Source organism: Duganella sp. GW821-FHT01E12, from assembly GCF_059422325.1.
On the sequence record NZ_JBWKWR010000002.1, the window covers coordinates 711,484 to 728,009 of the forward strand.

Sequence of the window (16,526 nt, forward strand, 5' to 3'; positions counted from 1 at the left end):
TTAATCGGCTTCTTCACGAAGCAGAGCTCCCACATGACAAAGTAGTGTGACGTATTCAGGATATAACTCATCTAGTTCACGAACAGCAACGCGACCAATATCTACGGTCGTCTTTTCTTGATAGCTCAACGGCCAATGATCTTGGGCTAACATTTTGTATCGGTTAAGCTCATTCAAGAATGATTTGAGCAGCGGGTCTTCGCCGGTTGATAAGAGCAGGTTGGTTTCCTGAATCGCTTGTTCAATCTTCTCTATCGCGAGGATCTGCATGACATTTACCTTCCTGTATTTTCAATGAATTTAGTACTACCACGCGGAGCAATTAACTGAATACCTCCACCCGGCCCACCCACACCAGGGTACTTTCCAGTTGGAAACTCCGCAGCTGTCCCCCGTAACACTTGAACAGGCTCTGAAACTGTGAAGGTCCTGAGTACTCTACCATCGCCGGAAATTGCGAGCTCAGCCGGTGAAGTGCCCGGGTATGCGTAAAAGGTTCCTACTGTCCCGTTTTCTCTGACATATTGAATAACAACAGTATCCTTTTGGAGCTCTACCAATTCTATCAATTTAGAAGAGTCAAAACTATTGATCATATCATCTAGCTTTGACTTTTCCGAAATACCATGCATCTCCCTGAGCCATTTTTCAAGGTCCTCACGGCTCATAGATTTAATGACATGGGTACCCGACTTCGCAGAAATTCTTACTCCGTTTCCCGATCCAGCTCTACCGATTTGTGCGTCTTTCTCCACGAAAGTTCGAGCGGTATTGCTCAACTTACGGGTAACCTTCCCGCCCACTTTCGAAACTGCGCCTCCGGCAAAAAGAACTTGAATAATAGTAGAAATTAGATCTCCTCCATCTTGCGCAGAGTTACTCATTTTCAATTTTTTAAAATCTATTCCGGCCGACTGAATCCGCGAAACCGCAGCGATATTCCTTAATTCTTTTGCTGCCTCGCCCTGACTAAAAAGTGATTGAATGACAGCACCTTCTTCTAGCTCCGAGGCATGTTGCTCAATCAATGCGTGAGTAAACATCTCTCCCGTCTGCGGAATTGTATTTATGGCTCCTTTAATGGCTCCTTTAAAACCATCCAGGGGGTGCTGAATTGCCGCCGAAAGGTTCGAACCTTGCTGATGCAACCATTCCTTAACACTAGCCCATATCTCCAAATTCTGTTGACTAGCCAACGAAATAGCAGATTTAGATGCATTGCTGGTGGACTGGCTTGATGTTATGGGCGCAGTGGTGTATATCCCAGGATTATTCCCACCGTTCATCGTGCATGCGTCCCCGTCGCGCACCACGCATTTTCCTTCTATTCGGACACTTGCACTCCCCTGCAGCGGTTTTACTTCACCACTAACAGTACCGGATCTAATTCCTTTTCCCGTTCCTGGTTCATCGCCCGTACAGCGAGGTTGATTACTACAGTCAAGAACATAGGCGGGACACCCATTGAAATTGACCGTACGTGCAGTTTTCATACTGTTCGACAGATCTTGGATTACCGGATACGGGACGGGCACCATCAAACACCCCATGGGCGTTTTATTAATCGATGGAGCGGTGCTGATCGCTTTGAAGGAGCTGTCCTTGCGAGCACCTATCTTGTTGTTGGCACTTGGGCTTGGCGCCGACGGATTTTTTTTCGCCCTTGCAATCTCCGCCGTTAATGCGGCGATGTTGCGTTTCAGTCTTTGCTCTTTTTCGTTGAGCTCTTTGAGCTCATCGTTCAGAACGAGTTCCTTGGCGACCTTGTCCGCCTCCGCATCCTCCGTGGCATCCGAGAATTTGGAACGATCGCTCATAGCGCTACCGCCTCATTAGCCACGTCAATTTCTGATGGCGTTCTCAGCACCATGGTGCCCCTGCAACGGGTCAAATCTCTTTCGGAAAAAGTACGCATGTGGAACTCGCAAAGATTGATCGCGCCAATTTCATCAACTGGAATTGCCGCACGCCAGACCAGCGTGAGCTGGTGGCTTTCTGGCTCGACTATCGCCGTGTCTATCAACAGGGAGCGTGTGCGCGCAACGTTCCTGTCCGACTGCATTAGCAGGAAGCACTCATGCTCAGGCAGAGTCAAGCGAAACAGCGCGTTGCCTTTGTCGGTCTCCACGACACCAGGCGTGCCTGAAGGGCAAAGATTAACTAACTCGATCACGTCGGCACCGGTCAGGAAATCGATCTGCTGATCCAGTTGCGCTGCATTCCATATTTCGAAGTTAAAACCCGGCGGCAATGGCGCCCCGGAATTGGCAAAGGCATCGTCGACCTCGCCGACCATGATTCTGCGCTCTGGGTGGAGCCTGCTTCGAGTCCCGAATCCAGCCGGAGCGACGGGTGGCGCCCCTCGCCCGCTCCAAAATTGCTTGGCGGTGATCTTTGATTGAGAATTCTCGACCTGAGGTGCAGCGACATGCGTGATCTTGGTCGCTTTCAAATACCATTCAGGCGCAAAGCCCACGCCATTCATATTCGGTTCGTACATGACATGAGCAGCCGGTGGCTTCAACCCCAATATTTGCACATCGGGGTGGCCTGCCGCCTGCTCCGGCGTCAGCCGATACTTCGCTGGCACCCGCCGAGCTGCCGGATCATCTTGCGCAATTCTGCATACACCTCCGTAGGCATATTCAGCACGCAGAGGAAGCGACGTAAGCAACACAGGTTTCGTAAGCTTCCAGGGATTCGGTTGCAGCAGCCAGAGCGTTCCCCATTTCACCAACCACTGCAAAAGGCGCATCGCACTCACTCTCTTTTTGAAGTGGCGCCGTCCTGAAATCCTCAAGACTTTTTCGATGAGCTTATGCCCATCTCGCACCACATTCAATCCCACAAGAAAGGTGGGAACTGCTTTCTCCTTCGGTGCATAGGCCACGGCATTTACGATGACATCGCACTTGGGTTTGTAGGGGCAATAGTCGGACTCCTGACGCACGCCGCCGCTGAAGCCTTCTCCGAAATAGCTATCGGTGTCGCACAAGGGCGCCTGCTCATCGGCATACTCCAACTTGCCCGACGAGAAGTCGAGAGTTTGTCTCAACACGAAGACATGAAATCGCTGCTCGTACTGATCGACCGCTTCAAACGCTTGCGCCGGGAATGGAGTATGGTTGATGACGTTCATGACGCCCCCTAGTTGATGTCAACGTCCTTGCCGTTGATATGAACTGGGCCCGAGGCACCGATATCGATACTGGTCCCGGATATCGTGATCGCACCATTCGCCGTCAGCTTCAAACTCGCACTGCCGACCTTCACCTCGAAGGATTCCGCCGCGACCACGGTATAACTCTGACCGACTTCGGTCTTTTTATCCTGACCTACTTTTTCGAACTTCGATTGCCCAACAATGGTAAGCATGGCCGCGCCCACGGCGATACCGTAGTCAGCACCGATCTCCAGTGTTTTTGCCAAGCCTATGGTTTCCTCTTTGGCCAAACTGACACGTTCAGTTTTCGTCATATGGATAATGACCTTCTCGTGTCCAGTCACCGTTTCATGACGACTTCCGCCAATTTCGATATGCTCGTCGTTGTCCACACGCTCGGTACGGTCATGATGGATAGTGATCTTCTCATCGTTGCCAACTGTCTCGGTGCGGTCATGCTTCACCGCCACGACTTCGTCATGCCCAACGTTCTTCTTCCGGTCATTGCCCACCGAGTGCGACTCGTCATGCTCGACTTCAATGCGCTGGTCCTTTTCCGCGTGCAGCCATACCTCCTCGGAGCCTTTCAGGTCTTCAAAGCGCAGCGCATTAGCGTTTTCGGTTTTGCCGCCGATACTCGACCGAGTGAGCAAACCGCTTTGCGTTTTATTGGCCGGCAGCTCCCATGGCGGCATATTGACGGAGTTATAGACGCTGCCGATGATCAGCGGTCGGTCGCAGTTCCCGTTCAGGAACTGAACCACCACTTCCTGACCAATGCGCGGCACACTGATCTGCCCAAAACCTGAGCCGGCGGCGCTGGTCATCACCCGCACCCATGGCGAGCTCTTCTCGTCGTACCCGCCTACCCGATCCCAGTGGAACTGCACCCGCACCCGACCGTATTCATCCGTGTGTATCTCTTCGCCCTTTGGGCCAACCACTGTGGCAGTCTGCACGCCATAGATTCGCGTGTCGTTGCTGTGCATACCCAACTGAGGCCGCCAGCGTATGGTTTTCCGCAGGCAGGTAAAGGTATTGCTGTACTGGGAGACCGTACCTTGTCCGTCGTGATAATTATTACTGGCGACATGACGTACTGACAGTATCAGGTACTCGCGCTCAGCCTTATCGCTACCCGGCGTATCGTCATCGCCGCCGTAATAACCTCCGCTGAAATGGCCCGTCATGGTGAAGCTCCGGCCCGGCTGCGCGGCGCGCTCGTTACTTTCGGCGATGAAATCCTGTCCACGGGCGTCGATGATGTCCATTCGGCGATGAGCCAACGCCTCGCCGTCATCGTCGTCCTTAAAGCCGTAGGCGCCCGCGTCCAGATAGACTTCGTACTCTTCGATAGCACCCTGCTGGTTCAGCGATGGCCGCTCCATGCGGTCGCTGCGCGAGTGCTTGAAGTTGTAGCTGTTCACAGCCACCTTGCCCGACGACGCAAGCCGCACCGGCCGCCATTGACTGATGCCGTCATGTTCTCTTGATCCCGCCTGGCTTTGATATGCGATCTCGCCACTGCCAGCGATGCTCTCCGCTTGCGTGCTGTCGTCGCAAATGCAGAGCGTGTGTCCGTCTTCACTGTGCTCATACCAGTAATGCAAGCCAGCCGCCTCCATCCGGCGATGCAGGTGGTTATGATCGCTTTCGTTGTACTGCACCGCCATCGTCAGATCGGGAGTGGCTTCGATCAGGCGGTATTCATAATCACGCTGAAGATAGTTTTCGAAAGTTTGATCGAACAACTCAGTCAGGTTCAAGTTCTGAAATACTTTGCAGTCGCCACGAAGGCGCAGAAAGGCGAGCCACGGCTTGAGCATCATCTGATAGAAGGCGAAGCCGCCGTCGGTTTTAATAAAACGGAATTCAAAAACATAGCCGTTGAAGTAGCGCAGCGTGCCGTCATCACGCACCATCGAGATCGTGACCATCTTGCCGACGACCGATTTCAACGGAATCAGCGCATCGTCGGATAACACTTCAACGTCATAATTGAAATCGCGAGAAAGCGCCTCGTCGGCCACGATGGCGTTGGCCAGCATCAGGCTGTCGGGGCCATCGCCTTGCGGGAAGTCGAGACGCAGCAGGCGCTGCCCCTGAGGATCGTTACTGAAAGCCGTAAGTATCGCTGTGACGCCCTGAAGCAGGTTCATGTTGACAAGTCCTTGTGTGCGGGAGCTTGAGACGAGTGATCCACTTTAGCGGTCTGATGCTGGCCTGCCTTGCGGCCGATCATGTTGTAGCGCAGCCTGCTATCAGATCAAGTAGTACAAATCATCACGCGCCACGTGCTTCTGACCGGTCAACAAAAAGGAATCGATGCCCAGGCGTGCCGACCGTGTCGAAGAGGCGCCAGTCAGCGCGGTGCTTCGGACGTCCTCAGCCCGCAGTATTAGCTGGATCTTGTAAGTCAGCGTCGGGGTTTCGAACATGGCGAGCATCTTTCGCAATGCAACGGAACCAGCAGCGCCATTGAGGAAATCGTCGTACTGTGTCTTGTCCAGCGGTCCCAGGCGAATGGTTACGGTCAGGTCACGGCGCCATATGCGCTCGCCCAATACCATTCCGGCATCGAGTTGACTATTCGCGCAGCCGAGACGATTTTCGTGGCACGTATCCAGCCTATGCCATCGACCAGTATTGGCCTGAACTGAAACGGGAATCCTGAAATAGTCCGCCAGCACGCGCTCTATCATCAATGCCGACACAGGCCGCTGGGAGAAGACCGCCGCATAGTAAGCAGCAACCGGATCTGACACCCCCTTGGCACTGCTGCCGGACAGCGACATCAGCAGCGGCATCAATCCATCCGCTTGTTCCCGGCGCGGTAGTTCCAGCCTGTGCTTCTTCCAGGCCTGATAAAACAGGGCGACTAATCGGTTAGAAAAAATATCGAGAAATTCCTGTGCGCTTTCGTCGTTCGTACTCTTCCGATAAGCGGCAATGCGCTCGCCGTAATGACCGGGCAGCACGCCGTGATTGCCAAGCAATCCAAAGAAGGTGGGCGTGATGCAGATGCGATTGAACTGTCCCTGATTGAGAGCGTCCGACAGTGCCGCCTCATCTGCGACATCAGGACAATCCTTCCTCACCTCCACCTTCAGCGCTTCGATTTGACTGGCGGGAAAATTTTGGGAGCTGCTGTTCCTGAACCGTAAGTAGTCTGATAAAACAGCATGTTGCGGAATACCGTGCGCAGTCAAAAACCGTTCAAAAAGACGCACAGCCTGAAAGAACTCGAATCGATATGGGTGTTCGATCACTTGCTGGATTAACCCAGCAGGACCGCGCCGCTTCGTGGTGAGCATCGTACAAGCTCCTCTCCGGTGCGATTGGAAATGACGATCAACTGGCTGAAAACATTTATCTGGCAATAGAGGCCAAAGAAATGATCGAGTGTCTGCACAAACGAATAAATGCCGCTCCCCACAAACGCGTCTTCATCCAGCGTCATGCGGATCTCAAGGCCTGGCATCAACGATGCAGTCGGCACGCCACGCACCCAGGCTGTGGCGGTTCGATATTGCAGGGCCACCACGCCTTGTATCTGGCGCTGCGTAACGCTGCTGCGGGGAAGGTTGTAGAGCGTCAGCATCTCGCGAAACTCATCCAACCCGACATGACTAAGGGATCGATGATTCAGCGTGAGATGAGAGATCAGGCGCCAGTGCGCACCATTACCGGATTCGAAACGATGAACAGCGCCAGGGCGGCGCAACAACCGCACCGGAGTGTGCGTGAGCAGTCCATCCATTTTCAGGTCGCCATCGGCAGCGCCGTAGTTCAGCGCCACCGGTAGGTGACGATTGCTGCATAACAGTTCAACGGACAGCGTCTGGGCTTTTTCAGCAAGCGGCGCCATCTCCGAGGTCACCAAACTGATGCGCATTTCGTGGCCCGGACTGATATCCGCGGTGATGCCGTCTCGCCGTAAGATCCAAAAATAGTCGGACTGTTTCGCTGGTTGGCCATGGCGCATGCTGTAGAAGGGGCGGACGCTTTGAATCCCGTCACGCCGCGACACATCGGTAATCAGACTGGCCGATTGGATACCGAATATCTCATACGCTTCCGGATTGGCGCTATCAGCCAATAATGCGTAGTCAACTGTCGTATGGCGGACGTCTACCGGTGCGGCGGTACGCTTGAAAAGATTTACGACCGGCGCACAATTTAATAGCAGATTCCTTTCCGACACCTTCCCCAGCGTTTGTGCAAGACCTGAGCCGTTCTGTGCATCCTTGATTACCACATGCAGCGTGACGCGACGGCAGCCGGTCGGCATGAATCGAATAATCTCACTCCATGCCACATCAACAAACTTAAATTTCTCAGGAAAGCAGAAGTACTCCGTTAGCAGACGATAGGCCGGATGCGATCGCGTCGAAAATGGTATCAGTGCCTGGTCTTCGGCGTAACCAACCGCAGAAATGCACGACTTGCTGATTTCCATCCACGGCCCATTTTCCGCAAACGAAATGTAGACCGAACAAACACGCATGAACAGCGTGTCCTGCAGCGCAGCAGACAAGGTGGAATCGGCATCGACGAACAGCCGTAATGGCTCGAAGTTCAGAGTATCCAGCGCCGCCCTGCCGGCACTGTCGAAGGTCAGTGCGATTGCAGAGCTCGCATCCGCGTTTAACCGAACCGAAGCGGGAGCATTAATGATCGGGATATACCGTACATCGACCAATCGGATAGGCGCAACGACTATGTCAGCGGTGGTGGCGAATTTGCATTTCACCCCGCGCATCGGTGCTGATTTCAGTATCGTTCCACGGGGGACGACAGTCACAATCTCGGGCAGCTCACGCGTGACATGGCGAAAATCCAGCTGGATGATCGAACATGAGGGGAAGCTGCGAAGATAGTGCGGATACAACATCTCCAACAGGGACTCGGTGAACAATGGATATTCATCGTCCAGCCGCTTCGAGATGCGTGCCGCCAGCAATGCCGATGCCTGTATGAGGCGTTCGACATGAGGGTCTTTGCACGTATCGCCGGACATTTGCAGGTTACCCGCGATGCCGGGATATCGCTCCGCAAAGGCACGGCTGAGGCGCCGCAACAGCGCCAGTTCGGCTTCGTAATGCGGCAAGAGATCTTTCATCGCCCGCTCCCGCTTTTCGTGACAGGCCATGCTGCCACCAAAGCGGCGATTCTCAGTTGACGAAAAACAAGGCTCGCGCCGGGGAGCCGCCTGCCTAGTCCTGCATCGTAATGCGCACCAGGTCGGCGACGTTGTCGACCCCCAGCTTGGCCATCAGCCGCGCCTTGTGCACTTCCACCGTGCGCACGCTGATGCCCAGCGCCGGCCCGATGTCGCGGTTGTGGCGCCCCATGACCACCAGCTCCATCACCTCGCGCTCGCGCGGCGTCAGCACGCTCAGCAGGCTGTCGCTGCGGCTGCGCCGCTGCTGCTCGCTGTGCACGCTGCGCGCGCGCGCCAGCGCCTCATCGATGGCGGCGATCAGCTTGACGTCGTCGAACGGCTTCTCCAGAAAATCCACCGCGTCGGCCTTGAACGCCGCGCGCGCCATGCTGACGTCGCCGTGCCCGCTCATAATGATCACCGGGATGCGGCAGTCGCGCCGGCGCAATTCCATTTGCAGGCTCAGGCCGTCCATGCCGGACATGCGGATGTCGATCAGCATGCAGCCGCGCCAGGCCGGCTGCCACGCCTGCAGGAAGGCTTCGCCGCTGGCGAACATCGCGGTGCGGTAGCCGCGCACGCCCAGCAGCAGGCTCAGCGCGTCACGCACCGACGGGTCGTCGTCGACGATGAATACGGTTAAATCATGCTGCATAGCTCACCTGCTCTCCATCCTGCTCCAAAGGGCGCGCCAACGGCAGCGCCAACCTGAAAATGCCATGATCGTCCACCTCGGCCCACAGCGAGCCGCCGTGCGCCTCCATGATGGCGCGGCTGAGCACCAGCCCCAAGCCCAGCCCGCTGGCCTTGGACGAGACGAACGGTTCGAACAGGCGCGCCGCCAGCGCGGCCGACACGCCCTTGCCGCTGTCCTCCACCGTCAGCTGCAGGCAGCCGCCCTTGCGCTGCTTGCCGCCGCGGCGCTTGCCGTCCAGCCGCTCGCCCGACAGCGTGATGCGGCGCGCGCCGGCCGGCCGTTCCTGCACCGCCTCCAGCGCGTTGGCCAGCAGGTTGCGCAGCACCAGCTCCAGCTGCAGCCGGTCGGCCAGCACCGGCAGCGGCGGGATCTCGCCCACCGTCAGCTCGACGCCGTGCTCGCGCATCTGGGCAAAAAACTGCTGGCTGATGCCCGCCACCAGCTGGCCCGGATCGAGCGGCTCCAGCTTCATCGCGCCGGTGCGGAAGAAATCGCGCAGCCGCCGCACCACTTCGGCGGCCCGGCCCGATTCGGCGATCATGCGCTGGATCGCGCCCTTGAGCACCTCGCCGCTCTCGCCCCGCTCCAGCAGGAATTCGCAGGCCTTGCCGTAGGCGCCCAGCGCCGTCAACGGCTGGTTCAACTCGTGCGCCAGCGCGGCGGCCATCTCGCCGGCCGCCGCCAGCCGCATCGTCTGCTTGAGCTCGCTTGCGACCTTGCGCAGCTCGTCGACCGCGATGCCGATCGAAAAGCCCACCAGCGCCAGCACCGCGTCCAGCATCTGCAACTCGTGCACGGCGATGTTGACCGCGTGGTTCCACTTGACCAGCGCGCCGATGCCGGCCTGCAGCACGAACACGATCAGCGCCGTGCCGAACAGGCCCTGGCGGAACGCGGCCCAGATCACCGGCAGGAACAAGAAATAAAAATGCTTGAACTCCGACGTGGCGATGGTGCCGAACACCATGTACAACACGCAGATCGCCAGCGCCAGGTAGCCCAGCGTCTCGGCCCGCCACACCGTCGCCCGCAGCCGCCGCCGGCCGGCCGCGCTGGCCAGCATCCAGATCAGCGGCATCGACACCACCACCCCGACCATGTCGCCGATGCCGAAGCGCAGCACCGCCTCGCCCCACTGCCCGGCCGGGATCAGCCCCGCGGCCGCCAGCAGCGAGATGTAGCCGACGTCGTTGATCATGGTGCCGGCCACGACGATCAGCAGCCACTGGAACAGCCGGTCGCGGCTGTCGAACACGCCGCCGTCGCCGAACTGGCGCCGCAGCGCCGCGCCCAGCAGGCCGTAGCCGGCGGTCAGCCACAGCGAACTCAGCACGCTCACCGCCCAGCCGGCCGGCATGCCGCGCACCAGCAGCTCGCCGCCGATCAGCGCCACCAGCCACGGCAGCGCGGCGCGCCAGCCGTGGCGCAGCCAGAACACCAGGCCCAGCGCCGGATCGGGATTCCACGGCGTGATGTTCAAGCCATAGAAAGGGTCGATATACGTGGCCCAGTCGAATAGCAAATACAGCGCGATGAACGCGGGGAATTCCAGGTAGCGCAGGCGGGAAAGTGACATACGGGGCTTTGTATCGGTATGTAGCATTATGCATTGCTGGAATTCATCGCGCATTGCTTTTTATTACTACGGGATACCCTTAGGCCTGCGCTTTCGCCGCTATACAACACTTGCTTTTCTCATGCAGCGATTATTAAGGGAAAACCGTAAGCCTTTACCCCAATTTACAATACGTTACATAGGATTTACAATGCAAAGATGTCGTAATGGCACCTACCATTGACCAGAAGACATGAAGCCAGCGCGCCGCGCCATCCCTTGCCGCCGTTTTTGATGAGAGTCGTTCGATGTCGCAGTTAATCACCATCCGCTCCGGCGTGGCCGGCTTCAGCGGCCTGAAGCAAGTCCGCGAATCGCTCAAGCTGTCGCTGCGCGCGCTGCTGCACCGCCGGGCCACCGACGGCTGGCTGCAACTGCTCAACTCCCATCCGCTGTTCGCGGAACTGGTCAAGGCCCGGCCGCGCCTGCTCTACAAGATTTACCGTCCCTATCTCAGCAACACCATGGGCTGCGTCCAGCGCGTCGACCTGTTGCAACAGCACTACCGCTTCATCTTCCGCCAGGGCCTGGGGCCGCTGACGGTGCGCGCCGCGCGCGGCAGCGTGGTGCTGGGCAGCGTCGAGGGCAAGTCCGGCCTGCCCTACCAGATCCGCCTGTGCGCGATCGAGCCGATGGAGCGTGAGGGCGAACTGGTGCTGCAGCTGTACCAGGACGACGAATTGATCTACAGCAGCGCGTTTTCCTTCCAGCAGGGGGGGCGCGGCATGGTGCTGAGCGTCGGCTGCATGCAGGGCTCGAAGAGCGAACTGGGCCTGCAACGGATCAAGGACGCCACCCGCGAGCTGCACGGCCTGCGGCCGACCAATATGATGGTCAAGCTGCTGAGCCAGATCGGCCACGACTACGGCTGCGTCGAGCTGCGCCTGGTCAGCAACGCCAACCGCGTGGTGTGCGGCGCCGCCCGCCAGGGCAAGGTGCACGCCAACTATGACACGCTGTGGCAAGAGCTGGACGCCGGCCGCCGCGCCGACGGCGACTGGCGCCTGCCGTGCGAGGCCATCGCGCCGCCGGACCTGGCGGCGATCGCGTCGAAGAAGCGCTCGGAGGCGCGCAAGCGCCACGAGACGCTGACCGCCCTCAGCGCCGTGATCCGCGCCGGCCTGAGCGCGCCGCGCTTCGAAACCGTGCCGACACCGTTGAGCCAAAACTACAGCACGCTGTCGATTGACGCACGCGACGGCGACGAATACGCATTGGCCTGAAAAATCCGGTAACATGGGTTTTTCGTCCAAGGAGAAATACCATGCGTGTGGATATTTATTACCGAGATGAAGCAAAAGGCAAACACAGCTACCTGGCTGTGCCGGAGGGCAAACCCATCCCCGAGGAAGCCACCAACACCGACTGGCATCCCGAAGCGCGCCACGTCGAGGTCGACGACGCGCGCGACGACCTGCCCCGCTACCACATCGTCCACCCCCTGGAGCAGATAGGCGCCAAGGGGTATGCCATCACCAGCCTGGACGGACAGCTTTAACCCCGCACACCAGTGACCGGGGTCCGACCCCGTACGGGGTCAGACCCCCTTCGGTTGGGGGTTAATATTCGATCGCGACGTCCTTGGCGCCCAGCACCTGCTGCAGCGCCAGCTGCAACTCGTCCGACGGCGCCACGCGCCACGCCTCGCCCAGCTGCACCACGCAAGCCACGCCCTGCGGCGTGATGCGCGCCGACACCGGCAAGCCGTCCGCGTGGCGGTGCGGCGCCAGCACCTCGGCCATCTTGCGCACGTCCACCGAGGCCGGCAGCGCCATGCCCAGCTGCTTGCCGTAGTTGATGCGCGCCGTGACGATGTCGAACACCTTCTCGGCCGAGATCCGCAGGCCGCCCGAGAAGCGGTCCTCCGACACCTTGCCGACCACGGCCAGGAACTCGTCGTCCTTGAACATGCGCTTGTTCTCTTCGAACACCTCGGAATACACGGTCACCTCGACCACCGCGGTCTTGTCGTCCAGCGTGACGATCAGGATCTTGCCGCGCTGCGTCATCTGCGGGCGGATGCCGGTGATCACGCCGCACAGCATGCGCGGCTCGCGCGACGGCTCCAGCTCGGCCAGCTTGGTGCGGGCGAAGCGGCGCGCCTCCGGCGCGAACGAGTCGAACATGTGGCCCGACAGGTAGAAGCCCAGCGCGATCTTTTCCTCGGCCAGCTTCTGGCGGTCGGTGAACGGCGCGGCCTTCACGTATTCGGGCGGCGCCACCAGGTCGGAGTCGTCTCCACCGAACAGGCTGACCTGGTTGGCCGCCTTGGCCTCCTGGTCCGCGCACTCCATCGCGAAGCCGACCGAGGCCAGCAGGATGGCGCGGTCGATGGCCAGGCAGTCGAAGGCGCCGGCGCGGATCAGCGATTCGATGGTGCGGCGATTGATCTGCTTCTTGTCCACGCGCTTGCAGAAATCGAACAGGCTGGTGAACGGGCCGCCGGCGTTGCGGGCGGCGATGATGGCCTCGATCGCGTTCTGGCCGGCGCCCTTGCAGGCGCCCAGGCCGTAGCGGATCTGCGTGACCTTCTTGCCGGTCACCGAAGGCGGCGGGCCGTCCGGCATGAAGCGGAAGTCGGACTTGTTGATATCCGGCGGCAGGATGGTCAGGCCACAGATGTCGATCGCGTCCTCGACCAGGATCTTGACCTTCTCGGTGTCCTCCATCGCCAGCGACATATTGGCCGCCATGAACGCGGCCGGATGGTGGGCCTTCAGGTAGGCCGTGTGGTAGGACAGCAGCGCGTAGGCGGCCGCGTGCGACTTGTTGAAGCCGTAGCCGGCGAACTTCTCCATCAAGTCGAAGATCTCGTCGGCCTTCTCGGCCGACAGGCCGTCCTTGGCGGCGCCGGCGCGGAAGATCTCGCGGTGCTCGGCCATCTCCTCGGCCTTCTTCTTGCCCATCGCGCGGCGCAGCATGTCGGCGCCGCCCAGCGAGTAGCCGCCGACGATCTGCGCCATCTGCATCACCTGCTCCTGGTACACCATGATGCCGTAGGTTTCGGACAGAATCGATTCGGTGCGCGGATCGGGATAGTCGAACTTTTCGCCGTGCTTGCGCTTGCAGAAGTCCGGGATCAGGTCCATCGGGCCCGGACGGTACAGCGCCACCAGCGCGATGATGTCCTCGAAGCGGTCGGGACGGGCGTCCTTCAGCATGCCCTGCATGCCGCGCGACTCCAGCTGGAACACGGCCACGGTCTTGGCCTTGGTCAGCAGCTCGTAGGACGGCCGGTCGTTGAGCGGCAGGCGCGCCAGGTCGAACTCCGCCTCCTTCGGATCGAGCATCTTGATGTAGCGGACTGCGCGGTCGAGGATGGTCAGGGTGGTCAAGCCCAGGAAGTCGAACTTGACCAGGCCGACGGCCTCGACGTCGTCCTTGTCGTACTGCGACACCACGCCGCCGTCGCCGCCCTGGGTGTACAGCGGACAGAAGTCGGTCAGCTTGCCCGGCGCGATCAGCACGCCGCCGGCGTGCATGCCGATGTTGCGGGTGATGCCCTCGACCTGCTGCGCCAGGTCCAGCAGCTGCGCCACCTCCTCCTCGTTCTGCTGGCGCTCCTTGAGCATCGGCTCCTCCTCGATCGCCTCGGCGATCGACACCGGCTTGCCCGGCTTGAACGGGATCAGCTTGGAGACGCCGTCGCAGAAGTTGTAGCCGAAGTCCATCACGCGGCCGACGTCGCGGATCGCGCCCTTGGCCGCCATGGTGCCGAAGGTGGCGATCTGCGACACCGCGTCGCGCCCGTACAGGTCCTTGACGTGCTGGATCACCAGGTCGCGCTTTTCCTGGCAGAAGTCGATGTCGAAGTCGGGCATCGAGACGCGCTCGGGGTTCAGGAAGCGCTCGAACAGCAGGTTGTACTTGAGCGGATCGAGGTCGGTGATCTTGAGCGCGTACGCCACCAGCGAGCCCGCGCCCGAGCCGCGGCCCGGCCCGATCGGCACGTCGTTGTTCTTGCCCCACTGGATGAACTCGGCCACGATCAGGAAGTAGCCGGGGAACTTCATGTTGATGATGGTGTTGTTCTCGAACTCCAGTCGCGCCTCGTAGCGCTCCCGTTGCGCCTCGCGCTTGACCGGATCGGGATACAGCTGCTCCAGGCGTTCCTCCAGGCCCTTCTTGGTTTCCGCGCGCAGGTAGTCGTCGATGGTCATGCCCGGCGTCGGGAAGTTCGGCAGCTGCGGCTTGCCCAGGGTCAGCGTCAGGTTGCAGCGCTTGGCGATCTCCACCGAGTTCTGCAGCGCGGCCGGCAGGTCGTGGAACAGCTCGCGCATCTCGGCCTGCGACATGAAGCACATCTGCTCGTTGAAGCGGCGCACGCGCTTGTTATTGGCCAGCATCTCGCCCTCGGCGATGCAGGTGCGCGCCTCGTGCGCGATGAACTCGTCCTTGCGGATGAACTGCACCGGATGGGTCGCCACCACGGGCAGGCCCAGCTTGGCGGCCAGCGCCACCGCGTGGCGCACCTGGGCCTCCTGGTTGGCCTGGCCGGCGCGCTGGATCTCGATGTAGAAATGGCCGGGGAAGATCCGCGCCCATTTGGCGGCGTTCTGCTCGGCCAGCGCCGGGTTGCCGTTCTCGATCGCCATGCCGACGTCGCCGAAGTGCGCGCCGGACAGCGCGATCAAGCCGTTGGCCGGGCTGTCGTCGGGCAGCAGCGCGTAGGTCTTGGCGGTGAGCTCGGTGAGCCACTCGGTGCGGATCTCGGCGCGGCCCTTGTACTGGTTGGTGAGCCAGGCCTGCGACAGCAGCTCGCACAGCTGCAGATAGCCCATGCGGTTCTTGGCGAACAGCATCAGGCGGTGCGGCTTGTCGCGGTTGTCATCGTTGGTGATCCAGACGTCGACGCCGACCACCGGCTTGATGCCCTTGCCGCGCGCGGCCTTGTAGAACTTGACCATGCCGAACATATTGGACAGGTCGGTGACGGCCAGCGCGGCCTGCTTGTCCTTGGCGGCGGTGGCGACCAGGTCGTCGATGCGCACCAGGCCGTCGACGATGGAATATTCCGAGTGCACCCGCAGGTGGACGAAGTCCGGTCCCACCGGGGCCGCCGCCGGCGCCGCCACTGCTTGTTCGTTTGCTACCATGTTCATACGCCGCTCAATGCTGGTTCAATAACCAGCTATTTTACCGTGCGGCGGCCGGATTCGATGAATCTGATTTGGCTGGCAGTCACGCGATGCGCACGCCATGCCCGCATCCGGCGTAGGATATCAATCGCTCTAGTCTCCAGCCCGTCCTTCCCATCTTTACTTCCGCCCCTCAGCGATCCATTCCATAACCCCCTCAGCACTGACACCGGGAATTTTCTCGGCTTGTCGCAAGCTATTAATTGCCGCCCCTGCTTCATCGGGATGCAATACCAGCCAGTCCCTTAAGGCTTGATTGATACGCGTCTGCCATCCAGGCCCCTCCACCTTGAAAGCAGCGACGATATCACGATCCAGGCGAAGCTTAACTGCGACCTTAGTAACGGCTTGCGGGGGGCGTCCACGCTTAACCAATACCCCCCCACGATACAGGTTCGCTTCCGCAAACCAGGCTTCGCTCAACTCTGGAGCGTCATCCTCGTCAACCAACGGAGCTTTTGAATAGGGTAACTTCTTTTTCATTTGCATACCTCATCGAAATGATGCGCCGCGCACGTTGACGCCAAGTCCAAACCAGCACGACAGTCCGGCTACGCAATAGTCCCATCGTGACGAAACGATCCTCACCATATTCAACACGCTCATCGAGCCAAGTGAACGTATCACCATCAAATATCAGAGACGCGTCAGCAAAATCCAGTCCCCGGTTTGCCAAGGTCGCAGCGCGCTTTTCAGGATCAAATTCGATTTGCATATTTATTGTACCCCCAATAAATATTGACGGTATT

Annotated in this window: 13 protein-coding genes; 2 read left to right on the plus strand and 11 right to left on the minus strand. The window is 59.3% G+C overall.

What is annotated here, in order from left to right; genetic code table 11:
* The 8 genes from AC07WS_RS08430 to AC07WS_RS08465 all read right to left on the minus strand — a co-directional run bounded on the left by AC07WS_RS08430 (position 1) and on the right by AC07WS_RS08465 (position 10,600).
* Positions 1 to 270 (minus strand): hypothetical protein, encoded by a 270-nt coding sequence (locus AC07WS_RS08430; RefSeq protein WP_494728604.1) that lies wholly within the window; start codon positions 268 to 270, stop codon positions 1 to 3.
* 5 nt (positions 271 to 275) lie between these two features.
* Complete coding sequence (locus AC07WS_RS08435; RefSeq protein WP_494728605.1) at positions 276 to 1,817, minus strand: DUF4150 domain-containing protein; 1,542 nt, start codon at positions 1,815 to 1,817, stop codon at positions 276 to 278.
* The gene (locus tag AC07WS_RS08440) at positions 1,814 to 3,139 is read right to left on the minus strand and encodes a DUF2169 family type VI secretion system accessory protein (protein WP_494728606.1); all 1,326 of its coding nucleotides are present in this window, start codon (positions 3,137 to 3,139) and stop codon (positions 1,814 to 1,816) included. The genes AC07WS_RS08435 and AC07WS_RS08440 overlap by 4 nt, the downstream gene beginning before the upstream one ends.
* An 8-nt stretch (positions 3,140 to 3,147) precedes the next feature.
* Positions 3,148 to 5,322 carry a type VI secretion system Vgr family protein gene (locus AC07WS_RS08445; RefSeq protein WP_494728607.1) on the minus strand — a complete coding sequence of 725 codons (2,175 nt, stop codon included), beginning with the start codon at positions 5,320 to 5,322 and terminating at the stop codon, positions 3,148 to 3,150.
* 102 nt (positions 5,323 to 5,424) lie between these two features.
* Complete coding sequence (gene tssG / locus AC07WS_RS08450) at positions 5,425 to 6,477, minus strand: type VI secretion system baseplate subunit TssG (RefSeq protein ID WP_494728608.1); 1,053 nt, start codon at positions 6,475 to 6,477, stop codon at positions 5,425 to 5,427.
* Positions 6,441 to 8,285 carry a type VI secretion system baseplate subunit TssF gene (gene tssF / locus AC07WS_RS08455; RefSeq protein ID WP_494728609.1) on the minus strand — a complete coding sequence of 615 codons (1,845 nt, stop codon included), beginning with the start codon at positions 8,283 to 8,285 and terminating at the stop codon, positions 6,441 to 6,443. Before tssF ends, tssG begins: the two co-directional genes overlap by 37 nt.
* A 94-nt stretch (positions 8,286 to 8,379) precedes the next feature.
* Entirely contained in the window at positions 8,380 to 8,982 is a 603-nt protein-coding gene (locus tag AC07WS_RS08460; protein WP_494728610.1) for a response regulator transcription factor, read from the minus strand.
* Positions 8,972 to 10,600 (minus strand): sensor histidine kinase, encoded by a 1,629-nt coding sequence (locus AC07WS_RS08465; RefSeq protein ID WP_494728611.1) that lies wholly within the window; start codon positions 10,598 to 10,600, stop codon positions 8,972 to 8,974. The genes AC07WS_RS08460 and AC07WS_RS08465 overlap by 11 nt, the downstream gene beginning before the upstream one ends.
* 287 nt (positions 10,601 to 10,887) lie before the next feature.
* Between AC07WS_RS08465 and AC07WS_RS08470 the strand changes: the two genes are divergently transcribed.
* Together AC07WS_RS08470 and AC07WS_RS08475 are read left to right on the plus strand one after the other, a co-directional pair.
* Positions 10,888 to 11,862 carry a VirK/YbjX family protein gene (locus tag AC07WS_RS08470; RefSeq protein WP_494728612.1) on the plus strand — a complete coding sequence of 325 codons (975 nt, stop codon included), beginning with the start codon at positions 10,888 to 10,890 and terminating at the stop codon, positions 11,860 to 11,862.
* A gap of 41 nt (positions 11,863 to 11,903) precedes the next feature.
* Positions 11,904 to 12,137: a DUF6139 family protein gene (locus tag AC07WS_RS08475; protein WP_117011914.1), complete on the plus strand. Its 234-nt coding sequence runs from the start codon at positions 11,904 to 11,906 to the stop codon at positions 12,135 to 12,137.
* 61 nt (positions 12,138 to 12,198) lie between these two features.
* On the opposite strand, the gene dnaE is transcribed toward AC07WS_RS08475, so the two are convergent.
* The 3 genes from dnaE to AC07WS_RS08490 all read right to left on the minus strand — a co-directional run bounded on the left by dnaE (position 12,199) and on the right by AC07WS_RS08490 (position 16,492).
* Positions 12,199 to 15,741 (minus strand): DNA polymerase III subunit alpha, encoded by a 3,543-nt coding sequence (dnaE, locus tag AC07WS_RS08480; protein WP_494728613.1) that lies wholly within the window; start codon positions 15,739 to 15,741, stop codon positions 12,199 to 12,201.
* A gap of 156 nt (positions 15,742 to 15,897) precedes the next feature.
* Positions 15,898 to 16,260, minus strand: a complete 363-nt coding sequence (locus AC07WS_RS08485; RefSeq protein ID WP_494728614.1) for a BrnA antitoxin family protein — start codon at positions 16,258 to 16,260, stop codon at positions 15,898 to 15,900.
* The gene (locus AC07WS_RS08490; RefSeq protein WP_494728615.1) at positions 16,220 to 16,492 is read right to left on the minus strand and encodes a BrnT family toxin; all 273 of its coding nucleotides are present in this window, start codon (positions 16,490 to 16,492) and stop codon (positions 16,220 to 16,222) included. The genes AC07WS_RS08485 and AC07WS_RS08490 overlap by 41 nt, the downstream gene beginning before the upstream one ends.
* Positions 16,493 to 16,526: the final 34 nt, after the last annotated feature.